The following is a 16,944-nucleotide window of genomic DNA, read 5'->3' on the forward strand; positions in this document are numbered from 1 at the left end:
GCGGAGATGGGACTGCGCGGGCCTATAATGGTTCGCCCCGCCGTTGCCGGCGAGGTTTCGACATCGGCCCCGTCACGCTTTCATGCCATCGTATCCTCTCGTCCTTTGCCTGACCATTGCCGTTGTCTGCAGTGTGGGCATGGCCATTGCCGCCTGGCCGAGGCGCGACGATCCCACGGTCCGCGCGTTCCTGGTGCTCGCTGGCGGCGTGGCGATCTGGAGCGGAGGCCGGCTGCTGGAAATCAGCGAGACCGGATTGGCGGGACGCATCTTCTGGGCCAAGTTCCAATATGCGGGGATCGTCGCGGTGCCCATCGGCTGGCTCGTGGCGATGATCCACCTGAGCCGTCCACGCTTTGTCGTGCCGTGGTCGATGCTCGGCGTGCCGGTGTTTGCCGCGCTGCTCACGCTGGCGCTGGTCTTCACCAACGAGCGGCACGGGCTGATCTGGACGTCGATCGAACTGATGCCGCCCGGCGTGTCGCCCGGTGCGGTATTCCATCACGGCATCGGCTACACGCTGGTGGCCGCATGGACCTACGGCATGCTGGGCCTGAGCATGTACTTCCTGGCCACGGCGCGCGTGCCCAATGCCGCATTGTCCGTGCGCGGCCGCAACGTGCTGATGGGCGGCCTGTTCCTGCCGCTGCTCACACACATCGCCTACTTGTATCGCTGGACCGGTCCGCTCGGCGGTGACCTCACGCCGGCCACGTTCTCGCTGATGACGGTGCTGGTCTGGATCTGCGCCTTGCGCACGCATCTGGAAGACATCGGCCACTATGCGCGGCTGCGCGTCTTTGACACGATCCGCGAAGGCTGTGTGGTGATCGGCGCCGATGGCCGTATCGCCGAATGCAATCCTGCAGCCATGCGGCTATTGCCCGAGATGCGGCGCGGCCAGTTGCCACCCACGCAGTGGAACGCGGTGCTGGACGCGCCTGGCGAAACGCCCCATTACATCCCGGAGGGTGCCCAGTTCGAGTTGTCGGTAGAGCCGGTCGTCCGCATGGACGGCAAGACCATCGGCAGGCTGGTGTTCCTGCACGATATCAGCCGCTATCAATCGCGTGAGCTGGCGCTGACGACGCAACTGTCGCGCGTGCAGGCGGACCTCGACATCGATGCACTGACGGGCATCCCGAACCGGCGGTTTTTCCAGCGCGAGTCTCTGGCAGCCGTCACCCGCGCGTACGAACGTGGCCAGGAACTTGGGTTGCTGATTCTCGATGTGGACTTGTTCAAGCAGTTCAACGATCAGTATGGGCATCCCGTGGGCGACGAATGCCTGCGGCAGGTGGCATCGGCACTGAACGGCGTGCTGCGCGACGACCAGTTCTGCGCGCGCCTGGGCGGCGAGGAGTTCGCCGTGGTGCTGCCGAATTCGAACGTGGACGAGACACGCAGTGTTGCCCGCGGGCTGGTGGCATCGGTGCGAGACCTTGGCATTCCGCACAACGGCACGCCAGTGCAGCCCTTCGTGACGATCAGTGTGGGCGCCGTCTGCACACTGCCGGAGGCGCCTCGCCTGGAGCCACTGCTGCACCGCGCCGACAGCGCGATGTACCGCGCCAAGCGCGCGGGGCGTAACCGGTATGTGCTCGACGGCAGCCTGTCCCTCGGCGTGCAAAACACCGGATTGTGACCATCGCGCGAAAAGGGCTTGCAAATTGCCAAGTCTTCTGTAGAATTCGCGGCTCGCATCGACGCAGCAATGCAGCGATACGAAGCCCAGATGGCGGAATTGGTAGACGCACTAGGTTCAGGTCCTAGCGGTGGCAACACTGTGGAGGTTCGAGTCCTCTTCTGGGCACCAATTCAGATAAACCCTCGCTCGTAAGAGCGGGGGTTTTTCATTTGTGCGCCCCAAATGCTGTTGGTTTGCTCCCCTCTCCCATGAAATGGGAGAGGGGCGGGGGAGAGGGCCGGAGGCTCTGCTTGCCGACCACGTAGCAATTTGTACCTCCAGCCCTCTCCCCCAACCCCTCTCCCGCCATGCGGGAGAGGGGAGCACACCATCAGGCGATTCAGGCAACCGCACTACCCCCCACCTCGCCCCCAGCCACCACCACCTCAGCCCCAGCCCCCCGCACCACATCTCCCACCATCTCGGCCGTCACCGCTGACAGCGTCCATCCCAGATGCCCATGCCCCGTGTTGTAAAACACATTGGCCGCATGACCCCTGCCCACGCGCGGCATCATGTTCGGCATCATCGGGCGCAGCCCGGCCCAGGGCACGACGCTGCGTGTGCTCACCGCAGGAAAACATGCGTGCACCCAGTCGATCAGCGGACGAATGCGATCGGCGCGGATATCGCGATTGATGCCATTGAACTCCGCCGTGCCCGCCACCCGAAAACGATCGACACCCAGCCGGCTAGTGACCAGTTTGGTTTCATCATCGAGCAGGCTCACAACAGGCGCGCCGGCCTGGCTCTCGGCATCGTTCAGGTTGACCGTGATCGAGTAACCCTTCACCGGATAGATGTTGACGCGATCGCCAAGCTGCTGCGCAAAGGTGCGGCTCGCCACGCCAGCGCACACCACGATGCCGTCGAACTCGCGCGATGAGGGCAGACCGTCTTCGGCGGATACCACGGTGACGCGTCGGCCTGTGGTCGATAGCGTGCGCACGTCCTGGTTGTATAGCGTAGTCACGCCCAGCCGCTGCACGGCCGCCGCGAGCCCACTGGTGAACTTGTGGATATCGCCGGTGGCATCGCTCTCGGTGTAGTACCCACCGTAGAACTTGCCGGCCAGCGTCGGCTCGATATCGCGCATCTCCGCAGGCGTGACCGCGCGCCGCTCCAGTCCGCCTTCGGCCAGCAGCGTCGACACGCGCCCGGCATGATCGAACCCCGACTTGTTGCGATAGATATGCAGGATGCCGCGCCGCTTCAGATCGAAATCGATACCTTCCGCATCCGCCCAGGCAAACAGGTGCTGGCGTGCGGCAATGGCAAGCCGCGCCGTCTCCACGGTGTTGCTGCGATAGTGCGGCATCGACGCGATGAACTCGGCGAACCAGCTCAACTTGTGCCACGTAGGGCGCGGGTTGACCAGCAGCGGCGCATCGTTGCGGAGCATCCACTTCACACCCTTAACGAGCGTGGACCAGTGCGTCCAGACTTCGGCGTTCGATGCCGATAGCTGTCCGCCATTGGCGAACGATGTCTCCATGGCCGCATAGCGATGGCGTTCGAAGAGCGTGACGGAGAATCCGCGCTTGGCGAGGGCGTAAGCGGTCGTGACGCCGGTAATACCGCCGCCGATCACTGCAATGGTTTTCATGAGAAGGTCGCGAGGACGTCAAGGGATGGCAGTCCACCGCGCCCCATGCGCGGATAGACGCCCCCTCTGTCCTTGACCTGAGAGATTCGCGCGGCGCCGGTCGCGGAGGACGGCACACATCGCTTGCTCCTTCGGTACCAGCGGCCGACGTGAGAGCCGTGGTTCTTCAGAGTGCATTGGCGATATCGGTCCTTTTGCCTGAGAGTTTCCGGGGCGGTTGCTCCTTCGGCGCCGTGCTGCCTGTCGGATCGAGTCGGACTGGCACGGGCTCTCCCGATATCACGGGACAACGTGAGGCACTATGCCACAGGTTTTAAGATTTCGGCTATGTCCATTGAGCGATATCAACGATCCGAGGCGCGACGCTTGCGGCCGGTGAGCATCGCCGCTATGAGGTTCTCGCGCAGCTTGAGGCTCATGGCGATGGCCGCGATTACGTGGACGACGACCAGCCCGAGCAGCGTGTTCGACATCCATCGATGGATGTCGATGGGCCAGTCCTCGCCCCAGAACGGATCGAGCCGGGACATCCATCCCGTGACGGCGAGGCCAAGGATCAGCGCCCACATGGCGAGCATCATCACGGCGCCGAGCGGCGTGTGGCTGAGATGGCGCGGCGCGCGGCCACGCAGCAATGCCCGGGCATAGAGCAGCACGCCAGCCGGACGCGGCAGCCAGGCACCAAAGCGCGCGTGCTCGGTGCCGACAAATCCCCAGAGAATCCGAAACAGTACCAATCCGGCCGCCACATAGCCCAGCACACGGTGCAGGCGGTCGCCGGAGTCATCGAAGATATCGAACAGGACGATGGCCGCCACGCTCCAGTGCGTGAAGCGGACGGCCAGATCCCATACGGCGAGCGTATCGGACCGCTCCATGCGATCCGCCGGCGTGGACATGCTTACTTCTCGATTTCCGATTTCACGATGTCGAGCGTCTTCGTGTCGAAATAAATCTCGGCCTTCTTGCCGTCCTTGGTGGTGCCGTAGATCTCGTAGCAGTTGCCGTCCACCTTGAACTTCTTGATGTTGTAGCCCTGGGCCGCGATCTTGGCCTTGGCGTCAGCCTCCGGCATCCATTCGGCCTTGGGGTGCTTGGCGCAGTTGGCGCCAGCGAACGCTGCCGAGGAGAATAGGCCAGCGAGGGCAAAGGCTGCGAACTTGTACATGAATGACTCCTCCGATTTACCCATTCGGGCGATGTCTCGCATCGTATTCTGGAATGAGACACGTTTCATGTCATCGCTTTCCCGGTGGACGGCATGCGCCGAGTACATCGCTCGCTACTGTGAATGTCACCCCGATGTCATCGTCCCGTAATGTCCACACTAAGAGCGTGGACTTCATCATTGTTCGTAGTGTGGGACAATCGCCCGCCGGGCTAGGGTTTTCCCGGAGAAATACTACGAATAAGGTGTCAGATGAAAACGAGCGACTGGAAGGACTGGGAAATCTTCTGCCGAGTGGTGGAAGGCGGCGGCTTCACACAGGGTGCGGAGCTGGCTGAAGTCCCCAAGTCGTCGGCCAGTGCCGCGGTGGCGCGGCTGGAAGGCCAACTCGGCGCACGCCTGTTCGAGCGCACCACGCGCCGTGTGCGTGTGACGCAGCGCGGGCAGCAACTCTATGAACGCGTTGCACCCCTGTTCGGCGCGCTGCGCGAGATCAGTGCCGAAGCCGCCTCGTTCAGCGACGAAGTCAGCGGCACTATCCGGATTGCCACGCCGTACGAAGTGGGTTCGCAGCATCTGTCGCCCACGCTGAACCGGCTGCTGAAGCAGCATCCGTCGCTGCGCGTGCAGTTGGACGTCAGTTGGGACCAGCCCGATCTGGTTCGCCATGGCTATGACCTGGCTTTCGTGATGACCGACACGAACCTGCACGACAGTTCGTTTGCCAGCAAGCGCGTGGTGTTGATCGACCGCGCGTTTTACGCCGCGCCGTCGCTGATCCGCGAACGGGGTTTGCCGCGGACGCCGCAGGACCTGCAGGGCTGGCCGACTGTGGGGAATCTCGATGACACGCACTGGGAGTTTCTGCGCGACCGCGTGGAAACATTCTCGATGGATGTGGTGCCGCGTATCTGCACGCACAACGCGGAAGTCCGGCTCAAGGCCGCCGTCGACGGACTCGGCGTAACGCGACTCTCGCCGCGTTTCGTGCACGAGCAATTGCTGCAGGGGCAACTGGTGCGCGTGCTGCCTGCCTATGCGTCGTCGCCGTTGAAGGTGTACGTGCTGATGCCGGCGCGCAAGCTCATGCCAGCCAGTGTGCGGGCGTTCCTCAACGCGCTGGAGGAAACGCTGGGCGTACCGGAAGCGGCCCGCCGCCCTGTGCTGCGATCGGATGCCGCAGCGGCAGAATCGGCGGAGCCCATGCTGCTGGCGGAAGCCGGCGCAAACGCGGCCCCCGCCGTCTTGACGCTGGGCTAACGCGAGGGACTGGCGCTCGCTACACCCTTAGTAAGGCTGGTCGCCGGTGCGCACGTCCAGTGCGAGCGTTTCGGCGATCTCCAGCATCTCGTCGTCGTCTTCGCTGCGGGTGATAAACCCGGCGTACGCGTCGCCGCCGGTGTCCCAGTTCCACAGCGTGTAGCCGGCCACGCGCAATTGATCGGTCACCAGTTCCATCAGTTCAGGCACGCTCGTGCCCTCCAGGAAGTCCTCGTCCTCGGTATCGTCGGTGCCCCAGTTGATTTCCAGGTCCATGCGCTCGCACAACTGGTTCAGGCAGCCGATGAATGACTCGGCATCCTTCCAATCGACATAGAAGCCGGCTTCCCAGTCGATCACTTCCTTGATCTGGTAGAGCAGGGCGTCGCCGTCGGCCTCGTCTTCCTCGGAATCTTCCAGCGCTTCCTCGAACAGTGCCAGATGGCGCGTGGTCTGCTGCGTATCGCCGAGATTGATCAATGCGAACAGGCGGCTGATTGCGTCCTGCGCGTCGTCTTCCAGTTCAATTGCCATATGCTGCCTCCTTCTTGGCGCGTGTTTCGGGCGTCATTCTAGATGGTAGCCGCCACTTTTTCGATCTCTCGATGTCCGCTCGGCGTCACACGCAGCGCTCGCGAGGTTGCGGTGGGTTCCACCCAGCCCCGCGCCAGCAGCGCCTGCAACATCGCCGCTCCAAGCGCACCGCCCAGATGGGGTTTGCGCTCACTCCAGTCAGGACAGGTGCAGGCAAACTGCCGCCGCTTGCGCCGCGCGGCAGCCAGGTCGATGCCAAGCTGCGTCATCGCCTGCGTACCGTCCGCAGTCAGATCCACTGACGAACCCGCCACCGCGAACCATCCCGCCTGCGACATTCGTTCGAAAAGCCCTACCGCAAGTTCCCCGGCGAGGTGGTCATAGCAGGTCCGCGCCTGCCGAAGGGCGGGCGGCGCCGTGCGCGACACCGGCACGGCCCGCATCCGCGGCGGCTGACTGGCCAGCGAAGCCGTAGCCAGCGCCTCGATGGCCACCCCGATCTCGGGCGTCGCCAGCCGGTAATAGCGATTCCGCCCGCGCGTCTCCACCACCAGCAACCCACCCTCGGACAACCGCGACAGATGCCCGCTCGTCGACGACGCCGACAACCCCGCAATCAACGCCAACTCCCCCGCCGGCCGCGCACTGCCATCCATCAACGCCCACAACATGGCCGCCCGGCCTGGGTCGGAGAGCAATCCAGCGAGCTGGCTGATACCGGGTGCAAATTCCATGATTCAGTGAAGGGTGAAGAATGGATGCAGTATAGGACGAGCGGAATGACGGGCGAAAGTGCGTCCAATCGTTGTTATTAAGCAAACCATCTTCGCATCAAATCTTAAGAGATCGGCGATGCCGCTCCGTGCGACTATCGCCCGCAAGCCGTTGTACGGGCTGGCCTGGCGGGTTTTAAATGATTGCGGGCGTAGTCATTTTGTGGGTTGGCTCACAAGCCATAGCCAGAAAGTAGGGTGTCGAGCGCTCGTTACGTTGACTTACTCTCCAGCTCACACAGTGTCGTTACAAAAGGTTACAGCTGGAGTTGCACGTACGAGGAGGTTCTTCGCCCTTGGTAGCAGCGGTTGCAGCGCGTGACCACCAGACACGCCAGCAATCCGGGTCGCTATGAATCGTCTTCGTTATCGCATCGTCTTCAATCGCGCGCGCGCCATGCTCATGGCTGTTGCCGAAACCGCCAGCAGCACGGGCACAGGCAAGACAGCCGCTGTTTCCGCCAGTGGCTCGGCCGCTTCCCGTCCCGATGTTTCGTGGATGGCCATCTCGGCGATTCAACTGGCCATCGGTATCAGTCTGGGTTTGCCGATCATCGCCAGCGCGCAGATCGTGGGCGATCCGAATGCAGGCGCCAATCGACCGGGCGTGATCCAGACCGCCAATGGCCTGCCGCAGGTCAACATCACGCGCCCTTCCGGCGCAGGTGTCTCGGTCAATCAGTACAGCCAATTCGATGTCAATCGGCCCGGCGCGATTCTCAACAATTCCCCGGTCATCACGAACACGCAGCAAGCCGGCTACATCAACGGGAATCCGAACCTGCTGCCGGGTGGCGCGGCGCGCATCATCGTCAACCAGGTCAACAGCACGTCGCCGAGCCAGTTGCGGGGCTATCTCGAAGTGGCTGGGCAGCGCGCCGATGTGGTGATCGCCAATCCGAACGGCTTGCTCGTGGACGGTGCGGGCTTCATCAATACCAGCCGCGTCACCCTGACCACCGGGACGCCAATCTATGGCGGCAGCGGCAGTCTCGATGCATTTCGCGTTTCGGGCGGGCAGATCAATGTCGAGGGTGCGGGGCTCAATGCGGCGAGTGTCGATCAGGTGGACCTCATCGCGCGGGCGGTAAAGGCCAATGCAGCGCTCTATGCGAACCGGCTCAATGTGGTGGCCGGGGCGAACCAGGTCGACTACGGGACGTTGGCGACCAGTGCCATTGCACCCAGTGGCGCAGCGTCGGCAGTGGGCATCGATGTGAGCGAACTGGGCGGCATGTACGCCAACAAGATCTTGCTGGCATCCACCGAATTGGGTGTCGGGGTTTCCAATCGCGGCGTGCTGGCCGCACAGGCCGGAGACCTGACACTGACCGCACAGGGCAAGCTCGTGCTCGCAGGCCAAACCAGCGCCACGGGCAATCTTGCGGCATCCGCGCGTGATGGCGTGGACAACAGCGGCACGACGTATGCGCGCGGCAATATCGGGCTGGACAGCGACGCTGCTTTGGACAATCGCGGCACTCTCGTCGCACAGCAATCGGTCGGCATTCGTGCAGGGCAGTTGAATTCCACAGGCACCCTTGCGGCGGGCATGGGTCCCGACGGCAAGCCTGCCGGGACAGGTGACCTGACCATCAGCACGGTGGGGGCAGCTTCCGCGACCGGCAGCAACCTGGCCACCGGCAACGTCGACATCACCGGCAGCAGCATCAATCTTGCTGGCAGTCAGACGGTCGCCAATGGTGCGATGAAGCTATCGGCCATCGCGGGCAACCTCGACCTCTCGGGCGCAACGGTGAATGCGGGGACGCATCTGTCCGCAACCACTGCAGGCGCGCTCGACAATACGCGCGGACAGGTCACGGCACAGGGCGATCTCGCCATTCATGCGGCTGCGCTCGCCAACGATGCGGGATTGCTGAGCGCGGGTGGCGCGCTGAGTGCCAACGTTTCGGGGGCCGGTAGCAATCGTCAGGGTTCGGTCACTGGCGGCGCGGTGACGCTCACCGCCGCGTCGCTCGACAACACGGCAGGCCAGATTGAAAGCGATGCCCTCGCAATCAAGGCGACTGGCGATGTCGTCAATCAGGGCGGAAGCATCAAGCAATACGGGCAGACCGATGCCATCATTGCGGCCGGCGGGAAGCTCGACAACACGGGCGGCACAGTCGCTGCGAATGGCAAGAATCTGACGCTCGAAGCGGGTAGCCTGATCAACGACACCGGCAAGTTGTCCCACGCTGGTGCCGGCACGCTAACGGCGACGGTGCAAGGCACGGCGCGCAATGTGAACGGTGCCATCGAGACGAATGGCACATTGCAGGCGCAGCTCGGCTCGTTCCTTGGCGCAGGCGGAGCCGTTTCGGCTGGCAAGGCCCTGACGCTTGGCTCGCATGGCGCGGTGGATAACACGAATGCGACGTTGCTTGCAGGGGCATCGTTGTCGCTGGAAGCCGACGGCACACTGACCAACGCAGGCGGCACGATATCGGCCGCTACGACGACTTTGCAGAGTGCATCGCTGGACAATGCTGGCGGCCACATCGATGGCGACCGCGTGACAATCAGCACCACGGGCAGCCTGTCCAATCGTAGTGGCACGATCAAGCAGTACGGCGACACGGCCACGTCCGTAACTGCAGGCGGTCAACTCGATAACACCAGCGGGAGCATCGTTGCGAACGGTGTCGACCTCGACATCGCAGGCGCATCGTTGATCAACGATGGTGGCACCGTGTCTCATGCGGGAAGCGGCACGCTTGATGTCATAAGCCAGGGTGCGCTCTCCAACAACACAGGGACGATCCAGACCAACGGCACGCTGCAAGCCAAGGCGGTCACGCTCGACAACAACAGCGGCAAGATATCCGCGCAGGGTGCGTTGTCAGCAATCACGAGCGGCACACTGAACAACCGGCAGGGCAGCCTCTACGGGAACGACGGCTTGTCGATTGCGTCGGGCGGCAGTGTGGATAACACCTCTGGATCAGCGCAAACCAAGGGCGATCTGGGCATCGTGGCAACCGGCGCCGTCAACAACGTGGATGGCACGCTCGCTGCGAATGGCTCGGATGGCGAGGTGAGCATTTCCGCCACCGGCATCGACAACTCCCGTGGCGCGCTGCTCAATGCGGGCACAGGCAGCACCACCGTCAAGGCCACCGCTTCGCTGACGAATACAGCGGGGCGAATCGGTGGCAACGGTGACGTCTTCATTGCCGCGCAGACCTTCACCAACAACGCAAACGGCACGACGGCGGCACAAGTGGCCGCTGGTGGCGCGCTGGATCTGCAAGTCACCAATCGGCTTGAGAATCGCGGTGGTACGCTATACGGCCAGGACGTGACGTTCGATCAGGCGGGTGCAACGCTCGACAACGCAGGCGGTCAGGTGCTCGGCGGCACAGGCATCCGCCTCGGCTTGTTGTCGATGTCCAACCTCGGCGGTGCGGTCAAGGCGAATCAGGACATCGCCATGACCGGTGCGCTCGGAGGCAGCGGCACTTTCCTCGCAGGCAGAAACCTGACGCTGAATCTGGCTGGCGACTACACCAACGACGCGTCCAACCAGTTGCGTGCCAACGGCACGCTGAAGCTTTCCACCAGCGGCACGCTGACCAATACCGCGAGTCTCGCTGCCGCTGGCGCATTGGATCTGTCCGGTGCGAACATTGTCAACGCCGCCGGTGCCAGCATCGCATCGGGTAGCACGACCATCGCCGCTGGCAATCTGCTCGCGAATGCAGGGCGCATCGAGGGCGATACGGTACAAGCCAGCGCAGCCACGGTATCGAATACCGGCACGGTCATCGGCAATAACGTCACGGTGCGTGGCACGGACATCGTCAACAACGGTGCGTCGGCGCTGATGGCGTCCGTCCAGAACCTGAACCTGTACGCGAGCAATTCGGTCCAGAACCTCGACGGCGCTACGCTCTACAGCGCGGGCAACCTCCAGATCGCACGGGACGGCACGCGCGATCCCAACTCGGGGCTACTTGCCAATCAGACAAACTCACTGATCAATCGATCCGCCACGATCGAAGCGGACGGCGATATCGATATCGCGGCCAATCAGGTGCAGAACACGCGCACGAACATCGTGACAACGGCGGGAACGCCGGTGCAGACGGCGGTGAAGACGCTGGTGTTGTGGCAGGCGGGGTTGACGGGTTTCGATCAGAATTTTCACGCCAGCATTACGTTTCCCGGTTGGACATGGTACGCAGAAGGCGCACCGGTTAGCACACCGCAAACAAACGCCTTACGAGCGCCGATCACCGTGACCGTAGACAAGGCAACCGTCACGAATCTGGATGCGTCTAACAAGACATTGTCGTTTGCTAAGTCGCCTATCGAGGAATACACGACGGCTATGCCCGGCGACAACTGCGACGTCGACACGGGCATCTGCTCACGCCCCATCGCCACCCGCCCCACGCAGTACTACCAGGCCATCCAGGACAACGGCACCACCTACAGCATCACCTTCTGGCCAGACTGGGACCCCAACATTCATATTCGTCCCGACGAAGTTCGTCAGGCCAACTTCGGTACAGACTTCAACGAGATCTCCCGCACGACCGTCACGATGACGGCGACGGACCAGCTTGTCAGTGCATCGGATCCAGCCAAGATCCAGGCGGGCGGCAATATTCGTATCAACAGCAACAATGGCAGCATCCTGAACCAGTCTTCGACGATGGCTGCGGGTGGCAACCTCGTGCGCGTGGCAGCCAATGGCTCGATCCAGGATGTGGGCACCGTATTGCAGCAAACGGTCACCACGCAAGACACCTCGACGTTCTACTGGCATCAGCGCACAGGCGGCAGCCAGAAATGGGAGGAGGTGGCATTCCCGAGCGCCCCGCAAGCATCTACGACGACCGCAGCGCTGCCGGCCATCGCCACAGGTAACCAGACCGTGCAGACCACGGCGCAGAACGTCACCGTCGCCTCGGTCAACACCGTAGGCGCTGCAGTAACTGGTGCCTCCATTACCGGTGGCGGTGGCACTGGCACGCAGGCCGCAGCAGCCACAGGAAGCACCAACGGCACGGGCGCAGTGTCCGGCGCGACCGGCCAGCGCCCACCCCAGACGTTAGGCACTGCAAAGGGTGGCATTCCCAATCTGCGTCTGCCGAGCAACGGTCTCTATACGTTCCGCACGGCGCCGGGCGACACCTATCTCGTCGCGACAGACTCTCGTTTCACGCAGTACACGAGCTTTATTTCGAGCGACTACATGCTCGACGCACTGGGCCTCGATCCGCAGAAAACCCAGAAGCGTCTCGGGGATGGCTTCTACGAGCAGAAACTCATTCGCGACCAGGTCACGCAATTGACGGGCAAGACCTTCCTCGAAGGCTATAGCGATCAGCTCGAGGAATACAAAGCGCTGATGAACAACGGCGTGACGTATGGCAAGTCCTTCGGTCTGACCCCCGGCGTGGGCCTGACCGACGAGCAGATGCTGCAGCTCACGACCGACATGGTCTGGATGGTCTCGCAGGACGTGACACTGCCTGATGGCACTACGCAATCGGTTCTCGTACCGAAGGTGTATCTCGCGCAGGGTAGCGGCGTGGATCTGAACGCAACCGGTGCCCTCGTCGCCGGTGGATCGGTTGCCATCAATGCCACCGGGACAGTTGCCAACAGCGGCTCCATCGTGGGCGACATCGCCACGCAAGTCGTGGGCACCGACATCGTCAATCGCGGCAATATCGGCGGCACCGGCACCACCGTCGTCAAGGCGACGCAGGATGTGCGCAACCTCGGCGGCCGGATCGGCGGAGAAGACGTCGTGGTGTCTGCAGGGCGAGACATCGTCAACGCATCGCAGACGATCACGAACACCACAACGTTGGCCAACGGCAATAGCGCGAGCGCGACGGGCGTGGGTGCCGTGGCCACAATCGCGGGTTCGAACAACGTCGCCCTGCTGGCCGGCCGGGACATCAGCATGGCCGGTGGCGCCGTGGATGCGGGCAACAACGCGCTGCTCGCCGCTGGCAGGGATCTGAACATCGGCACGGTGCAACTCGGCACCACACAGGATGCGACCGCACACGGAGGGAAGGATTACCTGCGAGATCAGACTGTCGTGAATCAGGGCAGCACGGTGCAATCCGGAGGCAACGTAACCGCCGTCGCCGGCCGGGACGCCACGCTGACGGGTTCCATGATCGACGCTGGCGGCGACGCCGCCCTCGTGGCGGGTCGCAATACCACAGTGACTGCGGCGATGGATTCACGCACGCAAGAGGCAGGCGCGTTCAGCAACAAGGCTTCGCAGTTTACGCAGTCGAGTTATGACGAGGGGGCGCGGGGTAGTTCGGTGCAAGGGGGCAACAACGTCACGCTGGCGGCAGGACAGACGACCGTAGCGGGCCAGATCCTCGGGGCCAACGGCATCACGCCTGCTGCCGTCGAGGGTGCTACGACAGGCGATGTGACTGTGCTCGGTTCCTCCGTCAGCACTGGCAGTGCCACCAGCAACGGTGGTGCGGTCAAGCTCGTGGCGACTGGCGATGTGACGGTAGGAGCCGTGACCGAGCAGCACGATGCGCAGAACTGGTCGCAAACCAAGAAGCCGGGTTTCCTCTCCAAGACTGAAACCACGAAGACTTCCAGATCGCACGACACGGTGGCGGTAGGCTCGGTCGTGTCGGGTGACTCTATCGTCGGAAGTGCGGGCCGCGACATGACGATCAGTGGTTCGACTGTTGCCGGCACCGGCGACGTAATGCTGGAGGCTGGCCGCAATCTGACCATTACCACCGCCGAAAGCACCAGTGAAAGCTACAGCTACTCACATACGAAGGCCACGGGCTTTGGTGCCACAGGCGGGGGTATCTCGTACGGGATGCGCGATCAGAAGGACACCACCAATGACCGTTCGGTCACGCAGACCGGCAGCCTGGTAGGCAGTACCGACGGGAACGTCAGCATGAAGGCCGGCAGTACGCTGCATGTGACTGGCAGCCAGGTCATTGCCGCGAAGGATCTGACCGGCGTCGGGGCCGATGTGATCATTGATGCAGCCGTGGGTAGCGAGCATCACGACGAAACGCACGAGATCAAGCAAACCGGCTTTACGCTTGGTGTAAGCGGCGGCGCCATCGGTTCTGCGATCAGCGCGGGGCAGAAGGTCAGTTCGGCAACCAAGAGCCAGGACGGCCGCGCATCTGCGCTGTGGGGCATTGCCGCTGGCCGCGATGCTTACGATGCGGCCATGGGTGCTGGCGATGCAATGAAGAGCCTGGCTGATGGCAAGGGGCCTGCCGGTACGGCGGTGACGCTATCTTTCGGCACAAGCAAAACCAAGAACACCTTCACGCAGGACAGCACCACGCATACTGGCTCAAACATCCAGGCGGGAGGCACTGCGACGTTCATCGCCACGGGCGTCGATGCCGATGGCAACAAGACCACAGGGAACCTCGACATCATCGGATCGGATATCTCGGCCACGAAGGTGGGTCTGGGCGCCAAGGGCGACGTCAACATCGTCTCGGCGACCGATACTTATGAGAGCCACAGCACGAACAAATCGAGCAGTGGCACCATCGGCGTGTCATACGGGGCGCAGGGGTTCGGTGTCTCGGCGTCTGCTTCTGCCAGCAAAGGCAATAGCGACACCACCGGCACCACGCAGGTGAACAGTCACATCACAGGCAGTGAGTCGGTATCGATCCTCTCCGGCAATGACACGAACATCCTGGGTGGCGTCGTCAGCGGAGGAAAGGTTTCCGCCGATGTGGGTGGCAACCTGAACCTGGCGAGTCGCCAGGACACCGAGGAAAGCCGCGCCCGCCAGCAAAGCGTCGGCGGTGGCCTGAGCTTCAGCCAAGGCGGCGGAGTAAGCGGTTCGTTCTCCGCATCCAAGGGCAAGAGCGACGGCAGCTATGCCAACGTGACGGAACAAACCGGGATTCTCGCGGGCGATGGCGGCTTCGACATCCACGTCAAAGGCAACACCGACCTCAAGGGCGCCATCATCGCCAGCACGGCAACGGAGGACAAGAACAAGCTGAGTACGGGCACCTTGAGCTGGAGCGACATCGAGAACAAGTCGGATTACAGCGCTACCTCGCTCGGCATCAGTGGCGGCTTCACGTTCGGACCCAAGGTCGATGACAAGAAGTCTGGCCAGACGTCGGGCAAGAACACAGGCGGTGTCAGTCCGATGATTCCGCAGCACGAGAGCGGAAGCGAGCGCGGCGTCGCCCAATCGGGCATCGCCGGCGGCACCATCACCGTCACGGATCAGGCGAACCAGACGCAGGACGTGGCAACCCTCAACCGCGACACGTCCAACACGAACTCCACCGTGGGCAAAGGCCCGGATCTCGGCAACTTGCTGGGCAAGCAGGCCGACATGATGGCGGCGGCGCAGGCGGCTGGGGAGGCGGTGGCGAAGACGGTGGGTGATATTGCGGGGAGCAAGGAAAAAGCCGCGAAGGAAGCGCTGAAAGCAGCCACCGAAGCCTATGAAAAAGACCCGAGCGACGCAAACCGTGCATCCATCGACGCCGCCAATGCGGATATCGCCAACTGGAAGGAAGGTGGCGAGTATCGCGCGGCGCTGCATGCTGCGGGCGGCGCGATGATTGCTGGGTTGGGCGGTGGCAATGCTCTTGCGGGTGCGGTCGGGGCGGGCTTGTCTTCGCTGGCGGCCGACAAACTGGCGTCAGTGGGCAGGTCCGTCGCCGATGGCGTGGACAGTGGCAACAAGAATCTGGACGAGGCCATTGGCAATCTGGCGGCGAATCTTGTGGCAGGAGGTATTGGCGCTGCGGTTGGTGGCGGATCGGGAGCGGCGACTGCGGCGAATGTGGATCGGTTTAATCGGCAGTTGCATCCCAGCGAACAACAGAAGCTTCAGGCATTGCAGCGGGATAAGACTCCGGAAGAGCAGTACAAGCTTGCAGCCGCCGAATGTGCATTAACCCGTTGCGCAGACGGCATCCCGGACAATGACCCCAGTAAATTCACGCTGCAAAAGATGCAGAGTGACGGTCAAGGATACACCGCTCAGCAGGCACAACTGATAAATGCAGGTGCGTTTGATGGCTACGGTACGGTTGACCGTATTAATGACGGACTCGATAAGTATCAGGTGTCGAATCGTGCTGTGGGCGCAGTTCAGGGTGTGACAAGTACTGCGGTTGCTCTCGGCGCACTAGGGACGGGATGCGCGAGCGTAGTGGGCTGTGCGTTGGGAACGGCAGTTGCCGTTGGTGGCCTGGATTATGCGAAGGCGGGATTTACACAGACGGTCAACGGCGATGTCACCGCAACATATGGCGAACAAGTACTGCAGGCCTTAGGTATGAGCCCAGGTGGTGCGGCTCTTGCTTACGGGGCATTGAATATCGGTGCAGCAGCGGGCAGTGCTGCAATACTAAACCGCGCCAACTCTGGGAAAACCGGCGCTGCGGGCGCCGCGGATACAACGATAGCCAATAATTTTCACCGCGATGACAATTTGACGACGGGATTGGTCCCGGCCGAAACGATCAACCAGCAATTTTTGAATAAAGGATGGTCTGCTCCTTTTACGTCGGGAACCAATGTCAATGTCGGCATTGCGGCGACGGGTACTCCGGCAAATATGATCGTGACATCAGGACAAGCCAGCGCTATTTCAGAAGGAAAGCCCGCCCTTGGTGCATTTTCGACGCCCGATGTAGTATTTAATCAGCAATACGCGCGGGGTACGCTGGCTATTACACCAGAAATGAAGCCCGAGGTTTCCATGGTCCAACCAGTTGTAACGACAGGGAAGGCCATGGTCGTTGTTGACGGTAAGGTTGCGCCTCAGGTGCCGGCGGTCAAGTATCCAGGTGGTGGTAATCAGACTTTTTACGACTATCCTGCCAACAGTCCGAGAACGGACTACGTTCGGCCAAATGGATCAACGACGCAGTTGCCAAATTGAATTTTTAAA

At 62.3% G+C, this 16,944-nt stretch carries 8 protein-coding genes, 1 tRNA gene and 1 riboswitch; of the genes, 4 read left to right on the plus strand and 5 right to left on the minus strand.

The window, feature by feature from the left end:
• Window positions 1-82 precede the first annotated feature (82 nt).
• Entirely contained in the window at window positions 83-1,645 is a 1,563-nt protein-coding gene (locus GA566_RS26505; RefSeq protein WP_137927627.1) for a diguanylate cyclase domain-containing protein, read from the plus strand.
• Between the two features lie 84 nt (window positions 1,646-1,729).
• A tRNA-Leu gene (locus GA566_RS26510) sits at window positions 1,730-1,816 on the plus strand.
• 211 nt (window positions 1,817-2,027) lie between these two features.
• On the opposite strand, the gene GA566_RS26515 is transcribed toward GA566_RS26510, so the two are convergent.
• The 3 genes from GA566_RS26515 to GA566_RS26525 form a co-directional block, all read right to left on the minus strand.
• The gene (locus tag GA566_RS26515; protein ID WP_160474490.1) at window positions 2,028-3,293 is read right to left on the minus strand and encodes a D-amino acid dehydrogenase; all 1,266 of its coding nucleotides are present in this window, start codon (window positions 3,291-3,293) and stop codon (window positions 2,028-2,030) included.
• Between the two features lie 176 nt (window positions 3,294-3,469).
• Window positions 3,470-3,579, minus strand: a riboswitch (glycine riboswitch).
• Between the two features lie 58 nt (window positions 3,580-3,637).
• Window positions 3,638-4,192: a cytochrome b/b6 domain-containing protein gene (locus tag GA566_RS26520; RefSeq protein WP_370459355.1), complete on the minus strand. Its 555-nt coding sequence runs from the start codon at window positions 4,190-4,192 to the stop codon at window positions 3,638-3,640.
• A 2-nt stretch (window positions 4,193-4,194) separates the two neighbouring features.
• Window positions 4,195-4,461: a PepSY domain-containing protein gene (locus tag GA566_RS26525; protein WP_137928379.1), complete on the minus strand. Its 267-nt coding sequence runs from the start codon at window positions 4,459-4,461 to the stop codon at window positions 4,195-4,197.
• Between the two features lie 252 nt (window positions 4,462-4,713).
• Here GA566_RS26525 and GA566_RS26530 point away from each other — a divergent pair, with 252 nt between their 5' ends.
• On the plus strand, window positions 4,714-5,721 hold the full coding sequence (locus GA566_RS26530) for a LysR family transcriptional regulator (protein ID WP_237380681.1): 1,008 nt from the start codon (window positions 4,714-4,716) through the stop codon (window positions 5,719-5,721).
• 27 nt (window positions 5,722-5,748) lie between these two features.
• On the opposite strand, the gene GA566_RS26535 is transcribed toward GA566_RS26530, so the two are convergent.
• Window positions 5,749-6,255, minus strand: a complete 507-nt coding sequence (locus tag GA566_RS26535) for a hypothetical protein (protein WP_137928378.1) — start codon at window positions 6,253-6,255, stop codon at window positions 5,749-5,751.
• A gap of 38 nt (window positions 6,256-6,293) precedes the next feature.
• Window positions 6,294-6,989 carry a helix-turn-helix transcriptional regulator gene (locus GA566_RS26540; RefSeq protein ID WP_160474491.1) on the minus strand — a complete coding sequence of 232 codons (696 nt, stop codon included), beginning with the start codon at window positions 6,987-6,989 and terminating at the stop codon, window positions 6,294-6,296.
• Between the two features lie 391 nt (window positions 6,990-7,380).
• Between GA566_RS26540 and GA566_RS26545 the strand changes: the two genes are divergently transcribed.
• Window positions 7,381-16,935: a hemagglutinin repeat-containing protein gene (locus GA566_RS26545; protein ID WP_160474492.1), complete on the plus strand. Its 9,555-nt coding sequence runs from the start codon at window positions 7,381-7,383 to the stop codon at window positions 16,933-16,935.
• Window positions 16,936-16,944: the final 9 nt, after the last annotated feature.

The organism is Cupriavidus sp. SW-Y-13 (assembly GCF_009793345.1).
GTDB lineage: Bacteria > Pseudomonadota > Gammaproteobacteria > Burkholderiales > Burkholderiaceae > Cupriavidus.